Raw genomic sequence first — 17575 nt, 5'->3', positions numbered from 1 at the left:
GCGGGTTTCATACGTGGTACCGGTGTCTCGTCCCGCAGGCGCCACCCGCACGACGCAGGTGGCGATCGTTGCATTGCCGCCCGTGTCGATGTCGGGTGTGGGTCCGATCGTCGATGCATTGCATCTCGCGAACGAGATCGACGGGCGCTTGCTGTATCGCTGGCAGGTGTGTTCGTGGGATGGGCGGCCGGTGCCGCTCGCCGGCGGTGCGCAGTGGCATGCCGATGCGGCGTTCAACGATGCGATCGCGTGCGACTGGCTGATCGTCGTGTCGGAGCGGTTTCAGCAGTTTGCGGACTATCGGTTGTTTCTCGCGAGTCTCGCGCGGGTCGGGCAGCGCACGCCGGTTGTGACCGGGATTCACCACGGCGTGTGGTGGCTCGCGATGGCCGGGCAGCTTTCCGGATATCGCGTGAGCGTGAACTGGGAGACATATCAGCAGTTCGCCGAACAATTCGAGCGGTCGATCGTCACGCAGCAGATCTTCGAGATCGATCGCGATCGGGCGACCTGTGCGGGCGGGCAGGCGACCGTCGATTTCATGCTGGCCATGATCGGCCGGGAACACGGGGCGGATCTGGGTGAGCGCATTGCCGATGCGCTCGGGGCCGGCACGCTGCGCAGCGGCGAGGAGCGGCAGCGGATTCCTTTCGTGACCGCGCCGGGCGAGCGGCATCCTCGGCTGAACGATGCGCTGCTGTTGATGGAAGCCAATGTCGAGGATCCCTTGACGACCGATGAGATCGCCGGGCTCGTGGGCGTTTCCCGGCGGCAGCTCGAAAGGCTTTTTCGCCAGTATCTCGGGGCGATGCCCTCGAAGTATTACCTCAATCTCCGGTTGCTCAAGGCCAGGACGCAGTTGCAGCGGACTAGCAAGTCGGTGGTTCAGGTCAGTCTCGCTTGTGGGTTCTCTTCTGCTGCGCATTTTTCTAATGCTTATCGCGAGCGGTTTGGTGTGACGCCTCGGGAAGATCGGCGAGCGTGGCTCGAGAAGCAGACCGGCGGGGGGAGTGAGCCTCGTGGGGGGGCGCTGGTCGAGCGTGGTGGCAAGGATTGAGGTTTTTTGCGGTGCGCGGTTTGTTGGCGTGAAGCACCTGGGATCGTGTCGGTCTATTAGCGTCGCCCCTGCGCGGGGCGGCGGTTACTTTTCTTTGTCTTGCCAAAGAAAAGTAACCAAAAGAAAGGCGCTCGGATAACGCATGACCTCCCGGTGCCGTGGTCATCCAAGTGGCCCTCGCCTAAGTGTCCGCGCCAGGCGGGAACCCGGAGTGGTTCGAGCAATGGGTCTGACATCACTCACCACTCCACAGAGCGGTATACCGCCCGCTCGCTCCGTCCTCGCTTCGCTCGGCCGACAGGTCCACCCATCCCTTTTTCAACGCGGTTGGACGAATGTTTTCCAGAATCGTGGTGGGTAGCACATCGATCCAATAAATCGAATTTGTCATCGCTATGCAGCGGATGCCTCACTGATTCGGCGAACTGATCAGTGGGCGTTCCAGATGACGCGCGGGCTCATGAATTGCGGCTGAAGAACCTTGCAGCCGAGCGAAGCGAGGATGGAGCGAGCGGGCGGTATACCGCTCCGTGTGGTGGCGAGTGATGTCAGACCCATTGCTCGAACCACTCCGGGTTCCAGCCTGGCGCGGACACTTAGGCGAGGGCCACTTGGATGACCACGGCACCGGGAGGTCATGCGTTATCCGAGCGCCTTTCTTTTGGTTACTTTTCTTTGGCAAGACAAAGAAAAGTAACCGCCGCCCCGCGCAGGGGCAACGCTAATAGACCGACACGCCCCCAGGTGCTTCACGCCAACAAACCACGCACCACCAAACGACCCCAAATAAAGCCCACAAAAAAAACCACCCCCGCCGAAAGGGCAAAATACGCCGAACCATCCGCTTCCGATAGAACCCGTCGCAAATCCGCAAGACGCTTGCGTCACCCTTACCTAAACTTGATCCTGTTGAACCCTCTTACGAAACCGAAAGGAACGACCATGACGACCTCGACCGTGACCCGCCAGACATTCGACGAAGTGATGGTGCCGGTATTCTCCCCCGCGCCGTTCGTGCCGGACCGTGCAGAGGGCTCGCGCGTGTGGGACACGGCCGGCCGCGAATACGTGGATTTCGCGTGCGGCATCGCGGTGACGTCGCTGGGCCACGGCCACCCGGAACTGCTGAAGGTTCTGGACGAACAAGGCCGCAAGCTCTGGCACATCGGCAACGGCTACACGAACGAGCCGGTGCTGCGCCTCGCGAAGCGCCTCGAATCCCTGACCTTCGCCGACCGCGCGTTCTTCGCGAACTCGGGCGCCGAAGCGAACGAAGCCGCCCTGAAGCTCGCACGCCGCGTCGCATTCGACCGCCACGGCGCCGACAAATACGAAATCGTGTCGTTCGTCCAGTCGTTCCACGGCCGCACGTTCTTCACGGTCAGCGTCGGCGGCCAGCCGAAATACTCGGAAGGTTTCGGCCCGGTGCCTGAAGGCATCAAGCACCTGCCGTTCAACGACATCGAAGCCGCCAAGGCCGCGATCGGCCCGCAAACCTGCGCGGTGATCGTCGAGCCGGTGCAGGGCGAGGGCGGCGTGATCCCGGCCGATCCGGCCTTCCTGAAGGCACTGCGCGAAGCCTGCGACGCCAACGACGCACTGCTGATCTTCGACGAAGTGCAAACGGGCGTCGGCCGCACGGGCCAGTTCTACGCGTACATGGACACGGGCGTCACGCCGGACATCCTCACGACCGCGAAGGCGCTCGGCAACGGCTTCCCGATCGGCGCGATGCTGACGACGAACGAACTGGCCGCGCACTTCAAGGTCGGCGTGCACGGCACGACGTACGGCGGCAACCCGCTCGCGTCGGCGATCGCGGACAAGGTCGTCGAACTGATCGGCGACCCGGCACTCCTCGAAGGCGTGCGCGAACGCAGCGTGCGACTGAAGGGCGCGCTGGAACGCATCAACGCACGCTTTGGCATCTTCAAGGACGTCCGCGGCAAGGGCCTGCTGGTCGGCGCGGAACTCACCGCCGCATTCGACGGCCGCGCGAAGGACTTCGTCACCGCCGCCGCCGAGAACGGCCTGATCATGCTGATCGCCGGCCCGAACGTGCTGCGCTTCGTCCCGTCGCTCGTGATCCCGTTCGACCTGCTCGACGAAGGCGTGAAGCGCTTCGAGAAGGCGGTCGAGCAGGTGCTCGCGGCCCAGGAAGCCACCGCGCGCTGATCGGCGCACCCATCGCAGACAGGAACGACGATGCTATTTGTTCGCCCCGGCAAACTCACGGATCTCGATGCGCTCGCGCACATGGCGCGCACCGCGCAGCCGGTCCTGCACTCGCTGCCGCACGACCGCGCGGCGCTCGAAGCGCGCGTGGCGCTCTCCGAGGATTCGTTTCGCGCGGACGTCGACTTCGCCGGCGAGGAGTTCTACCTCTTCGTGCTCGAGGATTCGTCGACGGGCAAGCTGCTCGGCACGGCGAGCATCGTGGCCGCGGCCGGCTACTCGGAACCGTTCTACGCGTTCCGCAACGACGCACTGATCCACGCGTCGCGCGAGCTGCACGTGAACCGCAAGATCCACGCGCTCACGATGTCGCACGAGCTGACCGGCAAGAGCCGGCTGGCCGGCTTCTACGTCGATCCGTCGCTGCGCGGCGACGCGGCCGCGCACCTGATCTCGCGCGCGCGGATGATGTACATCGCCGCGAACCGCCGCCGCTTCACGCCGGAAGTGTTCACGCTGCTGCTCGGCGTGAGCGACGGCACGGGCGCATCGCCGTTCTGGGAAGCGGTGGGCCGCAAGTTCTTCGGCCGCAACTTCACCGACGTCGACATCGCGTCGGGCGGTCGCAGCCGCACGTTCATCGCGGAAGTGATGCCGGCGTATCCGCTTTACGTGCCGCTGCTGCCGGAAGCCGCGCAGCGCGTGCTCGGCGAGCCGAACGAATCGGCGCTGCTCGCGTATGACATCCATCTCGAGGAAGGCTTCGAGCCGGACCGCTTCGTCGACATCTTCGACGCGGGCCCGGTGTTGACCGCGCAGGTCGACCGCACCGCGTGCGTGAAGCACGGCGCGGAGCGCGTCGTGCGCGAGGCCGCGCACCAGCAGGGCGACGTCGCATACATGGTGTCGACCGGCAGCGGCGAATCGTTCCGCTGCGTGCTGGCCGACCTGCCGGGCGACACGGCCGAAGCGCGGGGCGCCCATGCGCCGCTGGCCGGCGACGTGCGCGCGGCGCTCGATGTGAAGGAGGGTGACGTCGTGCGCTGCGTGCCGCTGCACCGCCGCGACGATGAAGACATGAAGGGAGACGCAGCATGATCGTCGTTCGGGTCGTACAAACGGGCGACGTCGACGCGCTCGTATCGCTCGCGAAGGAAACCGGGCCGGGCCTGACCACGTTCAAGCCCGATCGCGACGCGCTCGCCGCGCGCATCGAACGCACGCGCCGCACGCTCGACGGCGAGGCCGCGCCGGGCGAAGCCGGCTACTTCTTCGTGATGGAAGAGTCGAAGACGGGCGACATCGCGGGCGTGTGCGGGATCGAGTCGCAGGTCGGCCTCGAGCAGCCGTTCTACAACTATCGCGTGAGCACGGTCGTGCATGCGAGCCAGGAGCTCGGCGTGTGGACGCGGATGCACGCGCTGAACATCTCGCACGACCTGACGGGCTATGCGGAAGTGTGCTCGCTGTTCCTGAGCCCGCGCTATCGCACGGGCGGCGTCGGCGGCCTGCTGTCGCGCTCGCGCTTCATGTTCATCGCGCAGTTCCGCGACCGCTTTCCGGAACGCATCTGCGCGGAGCTGCGCGGCCACTTCGACGACGACGGCACGTCGCCGTTCTGGCGCGCGGTCGGTTCGCACTTCTACCAGATCGATTTCAACGCGGCCGACTACCTCAGCTCGCACGGCCGCAAGTCGTTCCTCGCGGAACTGATGCCACGCTATCCGGTGTACGTCGACCTGCTGCCGCAGGACGCGCAGGACGCGGTCGGCCTCACGCACCGCGACACGCTGCCGGCCCGCAAGATGCTCGAGGCGGAGGGGCTGCGCTACCAGAATCACGTCGACATCTTCGACGCGGGCCCGGTGCTCGAATGCCACGTCAACGACCTGCGCACGGTGCGCGAAAGCGTCGTCGTGCCGGTCGCGATCGGCGAGCCGGACGTCGGAGACGATGCGCCGGGCGGCCATTCGCCGAAGTCGCTCGTGTCGAATACGTCGCTCGGCGATTTCCGCGTCGGCGTCGCGCCGGGCGTGGTCGCGAATGGCGCGTTCGTGCTGTCGGCCGAGGATGCCGCCGCGCTCGACGTGAAGGCCGGCGATCCGGTTCGCGTGCTGCCGCTCAAAGTCAAACAGGGATAAACGAATCATGACGGAACTCTTCATCGACGGCGCCTGGGTCGCAGGCTCGGGCCCCGTCTTCGCTTCGCGCAACCCGGGCACCGACGCGATCGCATGGCAGGGCGGCAGCGCATCGGCGGTCGACGTCGACGGCGCGGTCGCGAGCGCGCGTCGCGCATTCGCCGGCTGGTCAGCACTCGACTTCGAATCGCGCTGCGCGATCGTCAAGCGCTTCGCGGCGCTGCTCACAGAGCGCAAGGAAGCGATCGCCACCGCGATCGGCCGCGAGACGGGCAAGCCGCTGTGGGAAGCGCGCACCGAAGTCGCGGCGATGGCCGCGAAGGTCGGCATCTCGATCCAGGCCTACCAGGAACGCACCGGCGAGAAGCGCCAGGGCATGGCCGACGGCGTCGCGGTGCTGCGCCATCGTCCGCACGGCGTCGTCGCGGTGTTCGGCCCGTACAACTTCCCCGGCCACTTGCCGAACGGCCATATCGTGCCGGCGCTGATCGCGGGCAACACGGTTGTGTTCAAGCCGTCGGAGCTCGCGCCGGGCGTCGCGCGCGCGACGGTCGAGGTGTGGCAGGAGGCCGGGCTGCCGGCCGGCGTGCTGAACCTCGTGCAGGGCGAGAAGGACACGGGCATCGCGCTCGCGAATCATCGGCAGATCGACGGGCTGTTCTTCACCGGCAGTTCGGACACCGGCACGCTGCTGCACAAGCAGTTCGGCGGCCGTCCGGAAATCGTGCTCGCGCTCGAGATGGGCGGCAACAACCCGCTCGTGATCGGCGAAGTCGAGGACATCGACGCGGCCGTGCATCACACGATCCAGTCGGCGTTCCTGTCGGCCGGCCAGCGCTGCACGTGCGCACGCCGCATCTTCGTGCCGCAAGGCGCGTTCGGCGACCGCTTCCTCGCACGTTTCGCCGACGTCACGTCGAAGATCACGGCCGACGTGTTCGACGCCGATCCGCAACCGTTCATGGGCGCGGTGATCTCGGCCCGCGCGGCCGCGAAGCTCGTCGACGCGCAGTCGCGGCTGGTCGAGCAGGGCGCGAAGCCGATCATCGCGATGACGCAGCGCGATCCGCGCCTGGGTTTCGTGAATGCGTCGATCCTCGACGTGACCGGCGTGGCGAACCTGCCCGACGAAGAGCACTTCGGCCCGCTCGCGCAGATCGTCCGCTACGCGACGTTCGACGAAGCGATCGCGCGCGCGAACGACACGGCGTTCGGCCTGTCCGCCGGCCTGCTGGCCGACGACGCGCACGCATGGGACCACTTCCGCCGCACGATCCGTGCGGGGATCGTCAACTGGAACCGCCCGACCAACGGTGCATCGTCGGCCGCGCCGTTCGGCGGCACGGGCCGCTCGGGCAACCATCGGCCGAGCGCGTACTACGCGGCCGACTATTGCGCGTATCCGATGGCGTCGGTGGAAAGCGCCGAATTGACCTTGCCCGCGAGCCCGTCGCCGGGCCTGCATTTCTGATCGAGGGAACGACGATGAACGCACAAGAAGCCAATTTCGACGGACTCGTCGGCCCGACCCACAACTACGCCGGGCTGTCGTTCGGCAACGTGGCGTCGCTCAACAACGAGAAGTCGGCCGCGAACCCGAAGGCCGCCGCGAAGCAGGGGCTGCGCAAGATGAAGCAGCTCGCGGATCTCGGTTTCGCGCAAGGCGTGCTGCCGCCGCAGGAGCGCCCGTCGCTGCGCCTGTTGCGCGAGCTCGGCTTCTCCGGCAAGGACGCGGACGTGATCGCGAAGGCCGCGAAGCAGGCGCCCGAATTGCTCGCCGCGGCGAGCTCGGCGTCGGCGATGTGGACCGCGAATGCGGCCACCGTCAGCCCGTCGGCCGACACGAGCGACGGCCGCGTGCACTTCACGCCGGCCAACCTGTGCAGCAAGCTGCATCGCGCGATCGAGCACGAGGCGACGCGCCGCACGCTGTCGACGCTGTTCGCCGATCCCGCGCACTTCGCGGTGCACGAGGCGCTGACGGGCACGCCGGCACTCGGCGACGAGGGGGCCGCGAACCATACGCGCTTTTGCGCGGAATACGGCCAGCCGGGCGTCGAGTTCTTCGTGTACGGCCGCTCGGAATACCGCCGCGGCCCGGAGCCGAAGCGCTTCCCGGCGCGCCAGACCTTCGAGGCGAGCCGCGCGGTCGCGCATCGCCACGGTCTCGCCGAAACGGCGACGGTCTACGCGCAGCAGGATCCGGACGTGATCGATGCAGGCGTGTTCCACAACGACGTGATCTCGGTGGGCAACCGCGACACGCTGTTCACGCACGAGCGTGCGTTCGTCAACAAGCAGGCGATCTATGACACGCTGACGGCCACGCTCGATGCGCGCGGCGCGCGGCTGAACGTGATCGAGGTGCCCGATGCGGCCGTGAGCGTGAACGACGCGGTGACGTCGTATCTGTTCAACAGCCAGTTGCTGTCGCGCGCGGACGGCTCGCAGGTGCTCGTCGTGCCGCAGGAATGCCGCGAGAACGCGAACGTCGCCGCTTATCTGGATCAGCTCGCGGCCGGCAACGGCCCGATCCGCGACGTGCTGGTGTTCGACCTGCGCGAAAGCATGAAGAACGGCGGCGGCCCCGCGTGCCTGCGCCTGCGCGTCGTGCTGAACGAAGCCGAGCGTGCGGCCGTCACGTCGAACGTGTGGATCAACGACACGCTGTTCGCGTCGCTCGACGCGTGGATCGAAAAGCATTACCGCGATCGTCTTGCCCCGGAAGACCTCGCCGATCCGACGCTGCTCGACGAATCGCGCACGGCGCTCGACGAGCTCACGCAGATCCTGCGTGTCGGGTCGCTGTATGACTTCCAGCGCTGAGTCCCGCATGCCGGCCGCCGCGCTGCTCGACGATTTCCTCGCGTTCACGCTCGCGGGCGACGCGCCGGCCGTGACGGACGGCACGTGCGCGGACGGTGCGGTGCGCTGGCAATGGCTCGGCGACGGGTTGCTCCAGCTCGAGCCGGCGCTGGCCGACGGGGCCGGCGACGCGGCGAGCGTGCTCGTGTCGGCCGGCGTGCATGGCGACGAGACCGCGCCGATCGAGCTGCTGTCGATGCTCGTGCGCGATCTCGCGGCGGCCACGCTGCCGCTCGCGTGCCGATTGCTCGTCGTGCTCGGCAACCTGCCGGCGATGCGCGCGGGCGAACGCTATCTCGACGACGACCTGAACCGCCTGTTCAGCGGCCGCCACACGCAAGTGCCCGCGAGCCGCGAAGCGCCGCGCGCGGTGCAGCTCGAAGCGGCGGCCGCCGCGTTCTTCGCGGCCGCGCCGGCGGGCGGCGCGCGCTGGCACATCGACATGCACACGGCGATCCGCGCATCGGTGTTCGAGCAGTTCGCGCTGCTGCCGCACACGGGCACGCCGCCGACCCGCGCGATGATCGAATGGCTCGGCGATGCGCGCATCGCGGCCGTGCTGCTGCATACCGCGAAAGGCAATACGTATTCGCATTACACGGCCGAGCATTGCGGCACGCTCGCATGCACGCTCGAACTCGGCAAAGTGCGGCCGTTCGGCCAGAACGATCTGTCGCGCTTCGCGCCGGCGGACCGCGCGGTGCGCAAGCTCGTCTCGGGCGGGTGGGGCGGCCATACGCCGCGCGACGTCGACCATCCGCGGTTGCCGCGCGTGTTCACCGTCATCGACCAGATCACGAAGCAGAGCGACGCGCTCGAATTGTTCGTCGCGGCCGACGTCGCGAACTTCACCGCGTTCGCGCGCGGCACCGTGCTCGCGCAGGACGGCGACTATCGCTACACGGTGCAGCACGACGAGGAGCGCATCGTGTTTCCGAATCCGACCGTGAAGCCGGGTTTGCGCGCGGGCCTGCTCGTCGTCGACACGACGCGCGAGACGCTCGCCGCACTCGTCTGACAAAAAAACGGCTGCGCGCGGCTGCGGCGATCCGTCGCCCGCGCATCGTCCCGCGGCATCCCTGAATTGCGTCGACGCCCGCACGCCGCGCAGACGGCCCGCGCGTCGCGCCTTGCGTATTTGCGACATCGTCTTGCAAGTTCGACGGCGCATCCGGCCGTCATCGCGCATGCAGTGCAGCATCGTGCGCCGGCGGCCGCTTTGCCGTGTCGGGCCGCGCGGATTGGTACAATCGCGGCCTTGCGGCTGTTGCGCCGCATCAAGGCGCGGCATCGGCATTGTCGTTGTCATCCGACCCTGCAATGATGCATGCGCCCGTAGTTCCGGAACATTCGAGTATCGAGGAGAACACCTGATGAAGTTGGATTGGCGTAAAGTGGCCGCGCACGCGGTAGTGGCGGCATCGGCCGTGGCGGCAGGCAGCGCGATGGCTGCGGATCTGAAGGAGATCCGGTTCGGCGTCGAGGCCTCGTACGCGCCGTTCGAATACAAGACGCCCGACGGCAAGCTGACCGGCTTCGACATCGACATCGGCAACGCGGTGTGCGCGAAGCTGAAGACGAAGTGCGTGTGGGTCGAGAACGACTTCGACGGCCTGATCCCCGCGCTGCAGGCGCGCAAGTTCGATGCGATCAACTCGGACATGACGATCACCGATCAGCGCAAGCACGCGATCGCGTTCACCGATCCGATCTACACGATTCCGAACCAGCTGATCGCGAAGCAGGGCAGCGGCCTGCTGCCGACCCCGCAAGCGCTGAAGGGCAAGCGCGTCGGCGTGCTGCAGGGCACGATCCAGGAAGCGTACGCGAAGAAGAAGTGGGCGCCGGCCGGCGTCGACGTCGTGCCGTACCAGACGCAGGACCTGGCCTACGCCGACCTGAAGTCGGGCCGTCTCGACGCGACGTTCCAGGATTCGGAAGCGGGCTCGAAGGGCTTCCTGTCGAAGCCGCAAGGCCAGGGCTTCGGCTTCGCCGGCGGCACGGTCAGCGATGCGGAGATCCTCGGCTCGGGCGTCGGTTTCGGTCTGCGCAAGAACGACGCGGCGCTGAAGACGGCGCTCGATCAGGCGCTGAAGGAACTGAAGGCCGACGGCACGATCGACAACCTCGCGAAGAAGTACTTCAGCGTGCCGGTCACGCTCAAGTAAGCGTTTCGATTCGTCGCACCATGCAGCCGGCCGCTTTCGCGGCCGGTTTGCTTTTGGGGTGCCGCTTCGTTACGCGGGGAAGAACCGCCCCAGTTCGCGCGCGAGCTCGTTGAGCACGCTCATCTCCTGCTGCGTGATCTTGCGCGCCGGCTGCGCACCGGCCCAGTCGCCGTACAGCAGGCCGACGGTCTTCGTGCCGACGCGCACCGGCAGCAGCACGAACGCGCGCGTGTCGGGAAGCGCATCGAGATACCACGCGGGCAGGCGCTTCACCATCTTCGGGTCCTGCGCCTGCTCGATGAAGATGCCGACCGAGTTCGTGATCGCGAGATGGAACACGTCCGGCTCGAAGCGCTCGTCGAAGCACAGGCGGTCGAGCGCCGCGTCGACGTCCGGGCCGAAGCCGAGCCGCGCGGCGAACGCGCCGTCGTCACGGCGCACGAACATCACGGTGCGCGTGAACGCGAGGCCCGCCAGCAGGCTTTCCGACGCGAGCGCGAGCACCGGCGTCAGCACATGTTCGGACGGCAGCGCGCGCAGGTCCGCGAGGCCGGCTTCGAGGCATGCCTCGGGATCGGGCTGCGCCCGCGCGATCGCGTCGGCGTTCGCGCGCAGCTCGACGATCTCGCGCATCACGGTGTCGCTCGCTTCCTCGCGTGCGAGCCGGTCGGCGATTTCCACCAGCGCGCCGGCGTCGATGTCCAGTTCCTGCTCGTAGTGCTGCGCGAGCACCGCGATATGCGCATCGCGCTGCGGGCCCGCGGGCATCGCGAGCGCACTGGCGACGTCGGTCGAGCAGCGGCTCACCGCGCGCAGCCAGCGCACGCGCTCGGGGCTGTCGTCGGCGCAGGCGTCGCGGGGCCGCTGGCGGTCTTCGTCGATGTCGTCCTCGTCGGCGCTGGCCGCGTGTGCGCCGTCGCCGTCGGCCATGCCGGCGCGGATCACGTCGGGCAGCCGCCAGCTCGCGGCGGCCTCGAGACCGATCTCGTCGAAGCCGACGCCCAGCACGTCGACGCACGCGGCCGCTTCGTCGCCGTCCAGCTCGGCGGCGCGGCGGCGGATCCGGTCCCATTCGCTGTCGAGATAGCAGACCACCAGCAGCTTGCCGACCTGACGCATCAGCGTGCAGACGACGGCCTCCTCGCCGCCGCGCAACTCGGCATGCTCGGTCAGCTTGCGGGCGACGCAGCCGGACAGCAGCGCGCGGTTCAGCTCGAGCTTCGCGTCGATGCGGCGCGGGGTGCTGTGGTGGAAATGGTCGACGAGCTTGAGCCCGACGACGAGATGGCCGACGGTGTCCATGCCGAGCACCATCAGCGCCCGCGTGACGGTCGTGATGTTGCCGCCGAACGCCATGTACATCGCGGAATTGGCGAGCCGCAGGACTTTCTGCGTGAGCGCGAAATCCGACAGCACGACGCGCACGAGCGCGGTGAAGTCGAGATCGTCGTTCTTCATCGCGGCCATCGTCGCGCGCAGCGACTCCGACAGCAGCGGGAAGTCGCCCCGTTCGTTCATCCGGGCCCACAGCTTGTCGAGCAGCGCCGTGCGGGGCAGGTGTGCGGTGATTGACATACGGATCTATCCGGTTCGCCGCGCGCGTCAGGCGGCGTGCAGGCGCAGCTGCTGCGCCTCGAAGCGCCGCGCGAGCTCCTCGGACGGCAGCGCCTGACAGACGAGCCAGCCCTGGATGTGGTTGCAGCCCATCTCGGTCAGCAGCTCGCGCTGCGCCTCGGTCTCGACGCCTTCCGCGACGAGCTCGAGATCGAGCGTTTGCGCGAGGCCGACCACCGCCGACACGATCGCGCGATCGTTGCGCGACGTCAGCAGGTTCTCGACGAAGCTGCGGTCGATCTTCAGCTTCGCGAGCGGGAAGCGCTGCAGGTACGCGAGGCTCGAATAGCCGGTACCGAAATCGTCGATCGCGAAGCGGATGCCGAGCGCGGTCAGCTCCTCGAGCAGCCCCTTCGCCTGCACGGGATCGTGCATCAGCAGGCTTTCGGTGATTTCCAGCACGATGCGGCGCGGGTCGATGCCCGTCAGCGCGATCGCCTCGCGCACGCTTTGCGTGAAGCGCGGGTCGCGGAACTGCTGCGGCGACACGTTGACCGCCACGTACTGCAGCGCGAGCCCCTGGCGATCCCAGGCGACGAGCTGCATGCACGCGGCCTTGAGCACCCAGTTGCCGAGATAGTTGATGAGGCCGATCGATTCGGCGAGCGGAATGAAGGTCGCCGGCGGCACGAGGCCGTGCACTGGATGGCGCCAGCGGATCAGCGCCTCCACGCCGTCCACCGCCCCCGACTGGCTGCGCGTGATCGGCTGGAAGTGCAGCGAAAACTCGCCGTTGCGCACGCCGTCGTACAGGTCGGCCTCGAGCTTCAGCCGTTCCGCGTCGGCCGGATCGTCGACCGGTTCATGGAACGCGAGCGCATTGCCGCCGGACGCCTTCGCCTGCGCGAGCGCATGGTCGGCGCGGCGCAGCAGCGGGCTGTGATGCTGCGCGCGATGGGGCGCGGCGCGCTCGTCCGGGTACAGCGCGATGCCGATGCTCGCGGACAAGTGGACGGTCTGCCCCTGATACGCGTAAGGTTCGCGCACCGCGGCCTGCAACCGGCGCGCGAGCGCGTCGGCGGCATTGCTCGCGCGCGTGCGGTCCGGCGCGGTGAACACGATCGCGAACTTGTCGCTCGCGACGCGCGCGAGCTGTTCGCCGGGTGCGACGAGCGCCTGCAGCCGCTGCGCGGTGTCGCGCAGCAGCGTGTCGCCGGCGTCGTAGCCGAGCGCGCGGTTGATGCGCTGGTAGTCGTCGAGATCGAGCAGCAGCAGCGCCGCGCAGGTGCCGCTTTCGTCGGCGGCCTGCTGCGCGCGCATCAGCGCGGGCACGAGCGCGGACAGATTGTCGAGCCCCGTCATCGGATCGTGGTGCATCTCGTACGTCAGGCGCGCCTCGAGCGCGCGCCAGGCCGACACGTCGAACGCCGCGATCGCGAAGCCGTCGACGCCGTGGTGGCGGCTCTTGAACGCGCGGATCTCGACGTCGAGCGGATAGGTGAGCGACTTGACGATGCACATCGTCGCCTTCTCGACCTGGCCGGAACGCGCGGCGCGCGCAAGCAGGCCTTCGAGCACCGCGGTATCCTGTTCCGCGATCAGGTCGCGCAGCGTCAGCGTGTGCAGGTAGTCGCGGTGATAACCGATGAAGCGCAGGCTCGCGTCGGACACATACAGAAAGCGCAGCTCGCGATCGACATGGGCGAGGAAATCCACCGTGCCGACCGTCTGTTCCAGCCAGTTGCGCACGGTGTCGTCGCGGCGCGGCGCGCCGGCGCGCGCAGGCATCAGCGCGCCGCCCGACCAGGCGAAGCGGCGCAGCGTATGCAAGGCATTGCGCCAGGAGCCCTTGCGTGGCGTCTGTTTCCTGTTGGCTTCCATGTATCTCGCTGACGTGAAGGGCTGGAACCGGCTGTCCGGAAGGAATAACGGCAGACTGCGCGGAATCTTTAACCGGCCGGCCGCGGCTGGCGCTGCCGCCGGGCCGGGTCGTGCACACCGGCGTTCGACAGGCGAACGCCGGTATGGCCTACATCGAGGCTGACTTTATAAGAAATGAGGACGCAGATGAAGCGAAAACTGTTGGTGGGCGGCGCGGCGGCGCTGCTGGTGGCCGGCCATGCGCTGGTCGCGCAGGCGCAACTGAAGCCGGGCGACGCGGCGCCCGACTTCACGACGCAGGCGTCGCTGGGCGGCAAGACTTACACGTACTCGCTGGCCGATGCGTTGAAGCACGGGCCGGTCGTGCTGTACTTCTACCCGGCCGCGTTCACGAAGGGTTGCACCATCGAGGCGCATGCGTTCGCGGATGCCGTCGATCGTTACAAGGCTTACGGCGCGACGGTGATCGGCGTATCCGCGGACAACATCGACACGCTGACGAAGTTCTCGGTGAGCGAGTGCCGCAGCAAGTTCCCGGTCGCGGCCGATCCGGACGCGAAGATCATCCGCGAATACGACGCGAAGCTGCCCGCGCTCGATCGTGCGAACCGCGTGTCCTACGTGATTTCGCCGGAGGGGAAGGTGCTGTACGAATACACGAGCCTGTCGCCCGACAAGCACGTCGAGAACACGCTCGGCGCGGTGAAGGCGTGGGCCGATGCGCATCCGAAGCAGTAAGCCGGACGCGGCAAGCGTGCAGTAAAGCGGCCCGCATCGCGGGCCGCCGGCACGACGAAATGCGCCGCCCCGTGGCGGCCCGGGCGTGTGTTACGCGCGCAACGCCTGTTCGATCGGCACGCTGCCGCCGACGAAGCCGATGACCTTGCGCGAAATGCCGAGCTTGATCGCCTCCATCGCGGCCCATGCGACATCCTGGCGTGACACCGGCGGCGCCGGGTCGAGTGGCTCCTCGGTCAGCGCGATCTTGCCGACGCCCGGGCCGTCCGCGAGCGGGCCGGGGCGCAGGATCACGTAGTCGATGCCCGATGCGATCACGCGCTCGTCGCCTTCGCGCTTCATCCGCGAATAGTGGCGCAGCGCGTCGCCGCTGCGCTCCGGCCAGTACGCGCTCAGCGAACTGATCACGACCAGCTTCTGCACGTTGTAGGCGAGCGCATGCTCGGCCGTGCGCGCGACCGCGTCGCGGTCGATCTGCTCCTCTTCGGCGGCGCCTTCCGATTCCGCCGAGCCGGCCGCGTAGATCACGTGCGTGATGCCCTGGAACGCGTGCGAGAAATCGCCCGTCAGATCGGCCTCGACGACCTTCGCGCCCGGCAGCGCATAGCCGTGCCGGCGCACCAGCGCAGTCACCTCGAATTCCGGCTGCTCGAGCAGCAGATCAGCGCAGGCTCGACCCGTGCGGCCGGTCGCGCCAATCAGCAATACCTTCGTCGTCATGAAACCGCTCCTTGCGCGATGCGTCATCCTCCCAGATAGGGACGGACGACCGATACTCAAGTGTATGTCGATTTGGGGAGGCGGCGCGCGGGTAATTGGGGCTGTACCGCTCAGTAACGGCCGGCGCGGCACCCCGTTATCCGCGCGCTCGCGCGCATGGATGGCGGAATCGACCCGCCGACCGGCTATCATGTGCGCGATGCATTTTTCGCCGCTACGCAATACAACGCGGCGACCAACCGGTTGGAGTACACATGGCATTACCCCTGGACAACGTCAGCATGGCCGTGTTCTGCGACTTCGAGAACGTCGCGCTCGGCGTGCGCGACGCGAAGTACGAGAAATTCGACATCAAGCCCGTGCTGGAGCGGCTGCTGCTGAAAGGCAGCATCGTCGTGAAGAAGGCGTATTGCGACTGGGAGCGCTACAAGGGCTTCAAGGCGTCGATGCACGAGGCGAGCTTCGAGCTGATCGAGATTCCGCACGTGCGCCAGTCGGGCAAGAATTCGGCCGACATCCGGCTCGTCGTGGACGCGCTCGACCTCTGCTACACGAAGTCGCACGTCGATACGTTCGTGATCATCAGCGGCGACTCGGATTTCTCGCCGCTCGTGTCGAAGCTGCGCGAGAACGCGAAGAAGGTGATCGGCGTCGGCGTGAAGAAGTCGACCTCGGACCTGCTGGTCGCGAACTGCGACGAATTCATTTTCTACGACGACCTGGTGCGCGAGCAGCAGCGCGCGCTGGCGAAGCGCGAACAGCAGCGCACGGGCAACGGCGGCGCGAAGCGCGCCGACGAGCCGTCGCGCAAGCCGGAGCTGGAAGTGCGCCGGAGCGAGGCGATCGCGCTCGCGGTCGAGACGTTCGACGCGCTGGCATCGGAGCGCGACGACGTCGGCAAGATCTGGGCGTCGGTGCTCAAGAGCGCGATCAAGCGCCGCAAGCCGGATTTCAACGAGTCGTATTACGGCTTCCGTGCGTTCGGCAACCTGCTCGACGAAGCGCAGGCGCGCGGCCTGCTCGAGGTGGGGCGCGACGACAAGTCGGGCGCGTTCGTGTCGCGGCCGCGCCAGTCCGCCGCGGCGGCCGAGCCTGTGGCGGCGCGTGAAACGGGTGGCGCGCAGCACGGCCACGGCGGGCGCCACGGCGAGGCTGCAACGGCCGAGCGCGAGCCGCGGCATCGCGGGCAGCGTGCGGAAGCGGCCGTTCACGAAAGCGCGCAGGTCGATGCCGAAGAGGCGGACCTCGTCGACGTCGTGAGCGACGCGGCGCTCGTGCCGGCCGCGATGGCCGAAGCGAACGAAGCAGCCGAGCCGCACGGCGACGCGAAGGACGGCCGCAAGCGCGCGCGCAAGAGCGCGGCGAAGAAGACCGGCGCGAAGAAGGGTGGCGAAGCGAAGGGCGCCGGCCGTCACGCGGCGGCGAAGCCGGACGAGGCTGCGCACGGCGGCGCCAAGCACGGCGGCGAGAAACATGCCGAAGCGCCTCATCGCGACGCGGACCACGGTGAGGACCGCCACGTCGCGGCGCAGCATGCGGCGCCGACGGCCGGCGAGCACGGTGCCTCGACGGCGGCCGCGCAGCCGCCGCACGAAGCAGCACCGGCTGCCGAATCGACCGGTGAAGCGGCTGTCGAAGCGGCATCCGGCGCCAAGCCGAAGAAGCCGGCCCGCAAGACGGCGACCCGCGCGCGTCGCCCGCGCAAGACGGCCGCCGCCGAGTAACGGCGTCACGGCGGGGCGGCGTCCGATCGAGGGCGCCGCCCGCGCCGCCACGTCGGCCGGTGCAATGCCGGCCGACGCGTTCCGCTATCCGTTCAGCACGTATGGCTGCGTCATCACTTCGAGGAAGTGACCGTCCGGATCGTCGAAGTACACACCGCGCCCGCCGTTGTGGCGGTAGATGTCGCCGGGCTGCCGTTTCGCGGGATCGGCCCAGTGCGGTAGCCCGCGCTCGCGAATGCGCGCGAACACGCGATCGAAGCCGGCCTCGTCGGTCAGGAAAGCGTAGTGCTGGGCCGTGATCTCTCCCTCTTTTTCGTAGAAGTCGAGCGACACGCCGTTGTCGAGCTGGACGACCAGCATCGCGCCGAACGGCGTCGGCGCCGGCAGTTCCAGAAGCTCGGTGAGGAAGCGGCTCGATGCGTGCTTGTCGCGGCACCAGACGATCGTATGGTTCAGCTGGACGTTCATGGCGGGTCCCCGGGAAGGGGCGCGAGGGTGGGCATGGGCACACGATAGCCGATCGCGGCCGGCGTGCAAGCCCGTCACGCGGCC

At 67.8% G+C, this 17575-nt stretch carries 14 protein-coding genes; 10 read left to right on the top strand and 4 right to left on the bottom strand.

Annotated features, from left to right (window positions below; translation table 11 throughout):
• Nucleotides 1–13: 13 nt before the first annotated feature.
• From WS45_RS24820 to WS45_RS24785, 8 genes are all read left to right on the top strand, one after another.
• Nucleotides 14–1057: a GlxA family transcriptional regulator gene (locus WS45_RS24820; RefSeq protein ID WP_059691111.1), complete on the top strand. Its 1044-nt coding sequence runs from the start codon at nucleotides 14–16 to the stop codon at nucleotides 1055–1057.
• A gap of 942 nt (nucleotides 1058–1999) precedes the next feature.
• Entirely contained in the window at nucleotides 2000–3232 is a 1233-nt protein-coding gene (locus WS45_RS24815) for an aspartate aminotransferase family protein (RefSeq protein WP_059523648.1), read from the top strand.
• 30 nt (nucleotides 3233–3262) lie between these two features.
• A complete protein-coding gene (gene aruF, locus WS45_RS24810) occupies nucleotides 3263–4330 on the top strand; it encodes an arginine/ornithine succinyltransferase subunit alpha (RefSeq protein WP_059702175.1) in 1068 nt (355 codons plus the stop codon).
• Nucleotides 4327–5373: an arginine N-succinyltransferase gene (gene astA, locus WS45_RS24805; RefSeq protein ID WP_059702173.1), complete on the top strand. Its 1047-nt coding sequence runs from the start codon at nucleotides 4327–4329 to the stop codon at nucleotides 5371–5373. The genes aruF and astA overlap by 4 nt, the downstream gene beginning before the upstream one ends.
• A gap of 7 nt (nucleotides 5374–5380) precedes the next feature.
• Nucleotides 5381–6844 (top strand): succinylglutamate-semialdehyde dehydrogenase, encoded by a 1464-nt coding sequence (gene astD, locus WS45_RS24800; RefSeq protein ID WP_059702170.1) that lies wholly within the window; start codon nucleotides 5381–5383, stop codon nucleotides 6842–6844.
• Nucleotides 6845–6858: 14 nt separating this feature from the next.
• Entirely contained in the window at nucleotides 6859–8199 is a 1341-nt protein-coding gene (gene astB, locus WS45_RS24795; protein WP_059702168.1) for an N-succinylarginine dihydrolase, read from the top strand.
• A gap of 7 nt (nucleotides 8200–8206) precedes the next feature.
• On the top strand, nucleotides 8207–9256 hold the full coding sequence (gene astE, locus WS45_RS24790; RefSeq protein WP_179950391.1) for a succinylglutamate desuccinylase: 1050 nt from the start codon (nucleotides 8207–8209) through the stop codon (nucleotides 9254–9256).
• Nucleotides 9257–9611: 355 nt separating this feature from the next.
• The gene (locus WS45_RS24785; RefSeq protein ID WP_059467138.1) at nucleotides 9612–10406 is read left to right on the top strand and encodes an ABC transporter substrate-binding protein; all 795 of its coding nucleotides are present in this window, start codon (nucleotides 9612–9614) and stop codon (nucleotides 10404–10406) included.
• A gap of 69 nt (nucleotides 10407–10475) precedes the next feature.
• Here WS45_RS24785 and WS45_RS24780 read toward each other — a convergent pair whose 3' ends face one another.
• Complete coding sequence (locus WS45_RS24780) at nucleotides 10476–11981, bottom strand: HDOD domain-containing protein (protein ID WP_059702164.1); 1506 nt, start codon at nucleotides 11979–11981, stop codon at nucleotides 10476–10478.
• A 27-nt stretch (nucleotides 11982–12008) separates the two neighbouring features.
• Entirely contained in the window at nucleotides 12009–13748 is a 1740-nt protein-coding gene (gene cdpA / locus WS45_RS24775) for a cyclic di-GMP phosphodiesterase CdpA (protein ID WP_218921644.1), read from the bottom strand.
• Between the two features lie 279 nt (nucleotides 13749–14027).
• Here cdpA and WS45_RS24770 point away from each other — a divergent pair, with 279 nt between their 5' ends.
• Nucleotides 14028–14579 (top strand): peroxiredoxin, encoded by a 552-nt coding sequence (locus WS45_RS24770; protein WP_059523629.1) that lies wholly within the window; start codon nucleotides 14028–14030, stop codon nucleotides 14577–14579.
• Between the two features lie 90 nt (nucleotides 14580–14669).
• Here WS45_RS24770 and WS45_RS24765 read toward each other — a convergent pair whose 3' ends face one another.
• Nucleotides 14670–15299: an SDR family oxidoreductase gene (locus WS45_RS24765; RefSeq protein ID WP_059702160.1), complete on the bottom strand. Its 630-nt coding sequence runs from the start codon at nucleotides 15297–15299 to the stop codon at nucleotides 14670–14672.
• A 254-nt stretch (nucleotides 15300–15553) separates the two neighbouring features.
• Between WS45_RS24765 and WS45_RS24760 the strand changes: the two genes are divergently transcribed.
• On the top strand, nucleotides 15554–17023 hold the full coding sequence (locus WS45_RS24760) for an NYN domain-containing protein (RefSeq protein ID WP_059702158.1): 1470 nt from the start codon (nucleotides 15554–15556) through the stop codon (nucleotides 17021–17023).
• 84 nt (nucleotides 17024–17107) lie between these two features.
• Here WS45_RS24760 and WS45_RS24755 read toward each other — a convergent pair whose 3' ends face one another.
• A complete protein-coding gene (locus WS45_RS24755) occupies nucleotides 17108–17560 on the bottom strand; it encodes a VOC family protein (protein ID WP_373559438.1) in 453 nt (150 codons plus the stop codon).
• Between the last annotated feature and the right edge of the window lie 15 nt (nucleotides 17561–17575).

It is taken from the genome of Burkholderia sp. RF2-non_BP3 (genome assembly GCF_001522185.1).
GTDB classification, from domain to species: domain Bacteria; phylum Pseudomonadota; class Gammaproteobacteria; order Burkholderiales; family Burkholderiaceae; genus Burkholderia; species Burkholderia diffusa.
Note: the sequence above shows the minus strand (reverse complement) of the source record. Positions and strands in the feature narration are given on the sequence as shown.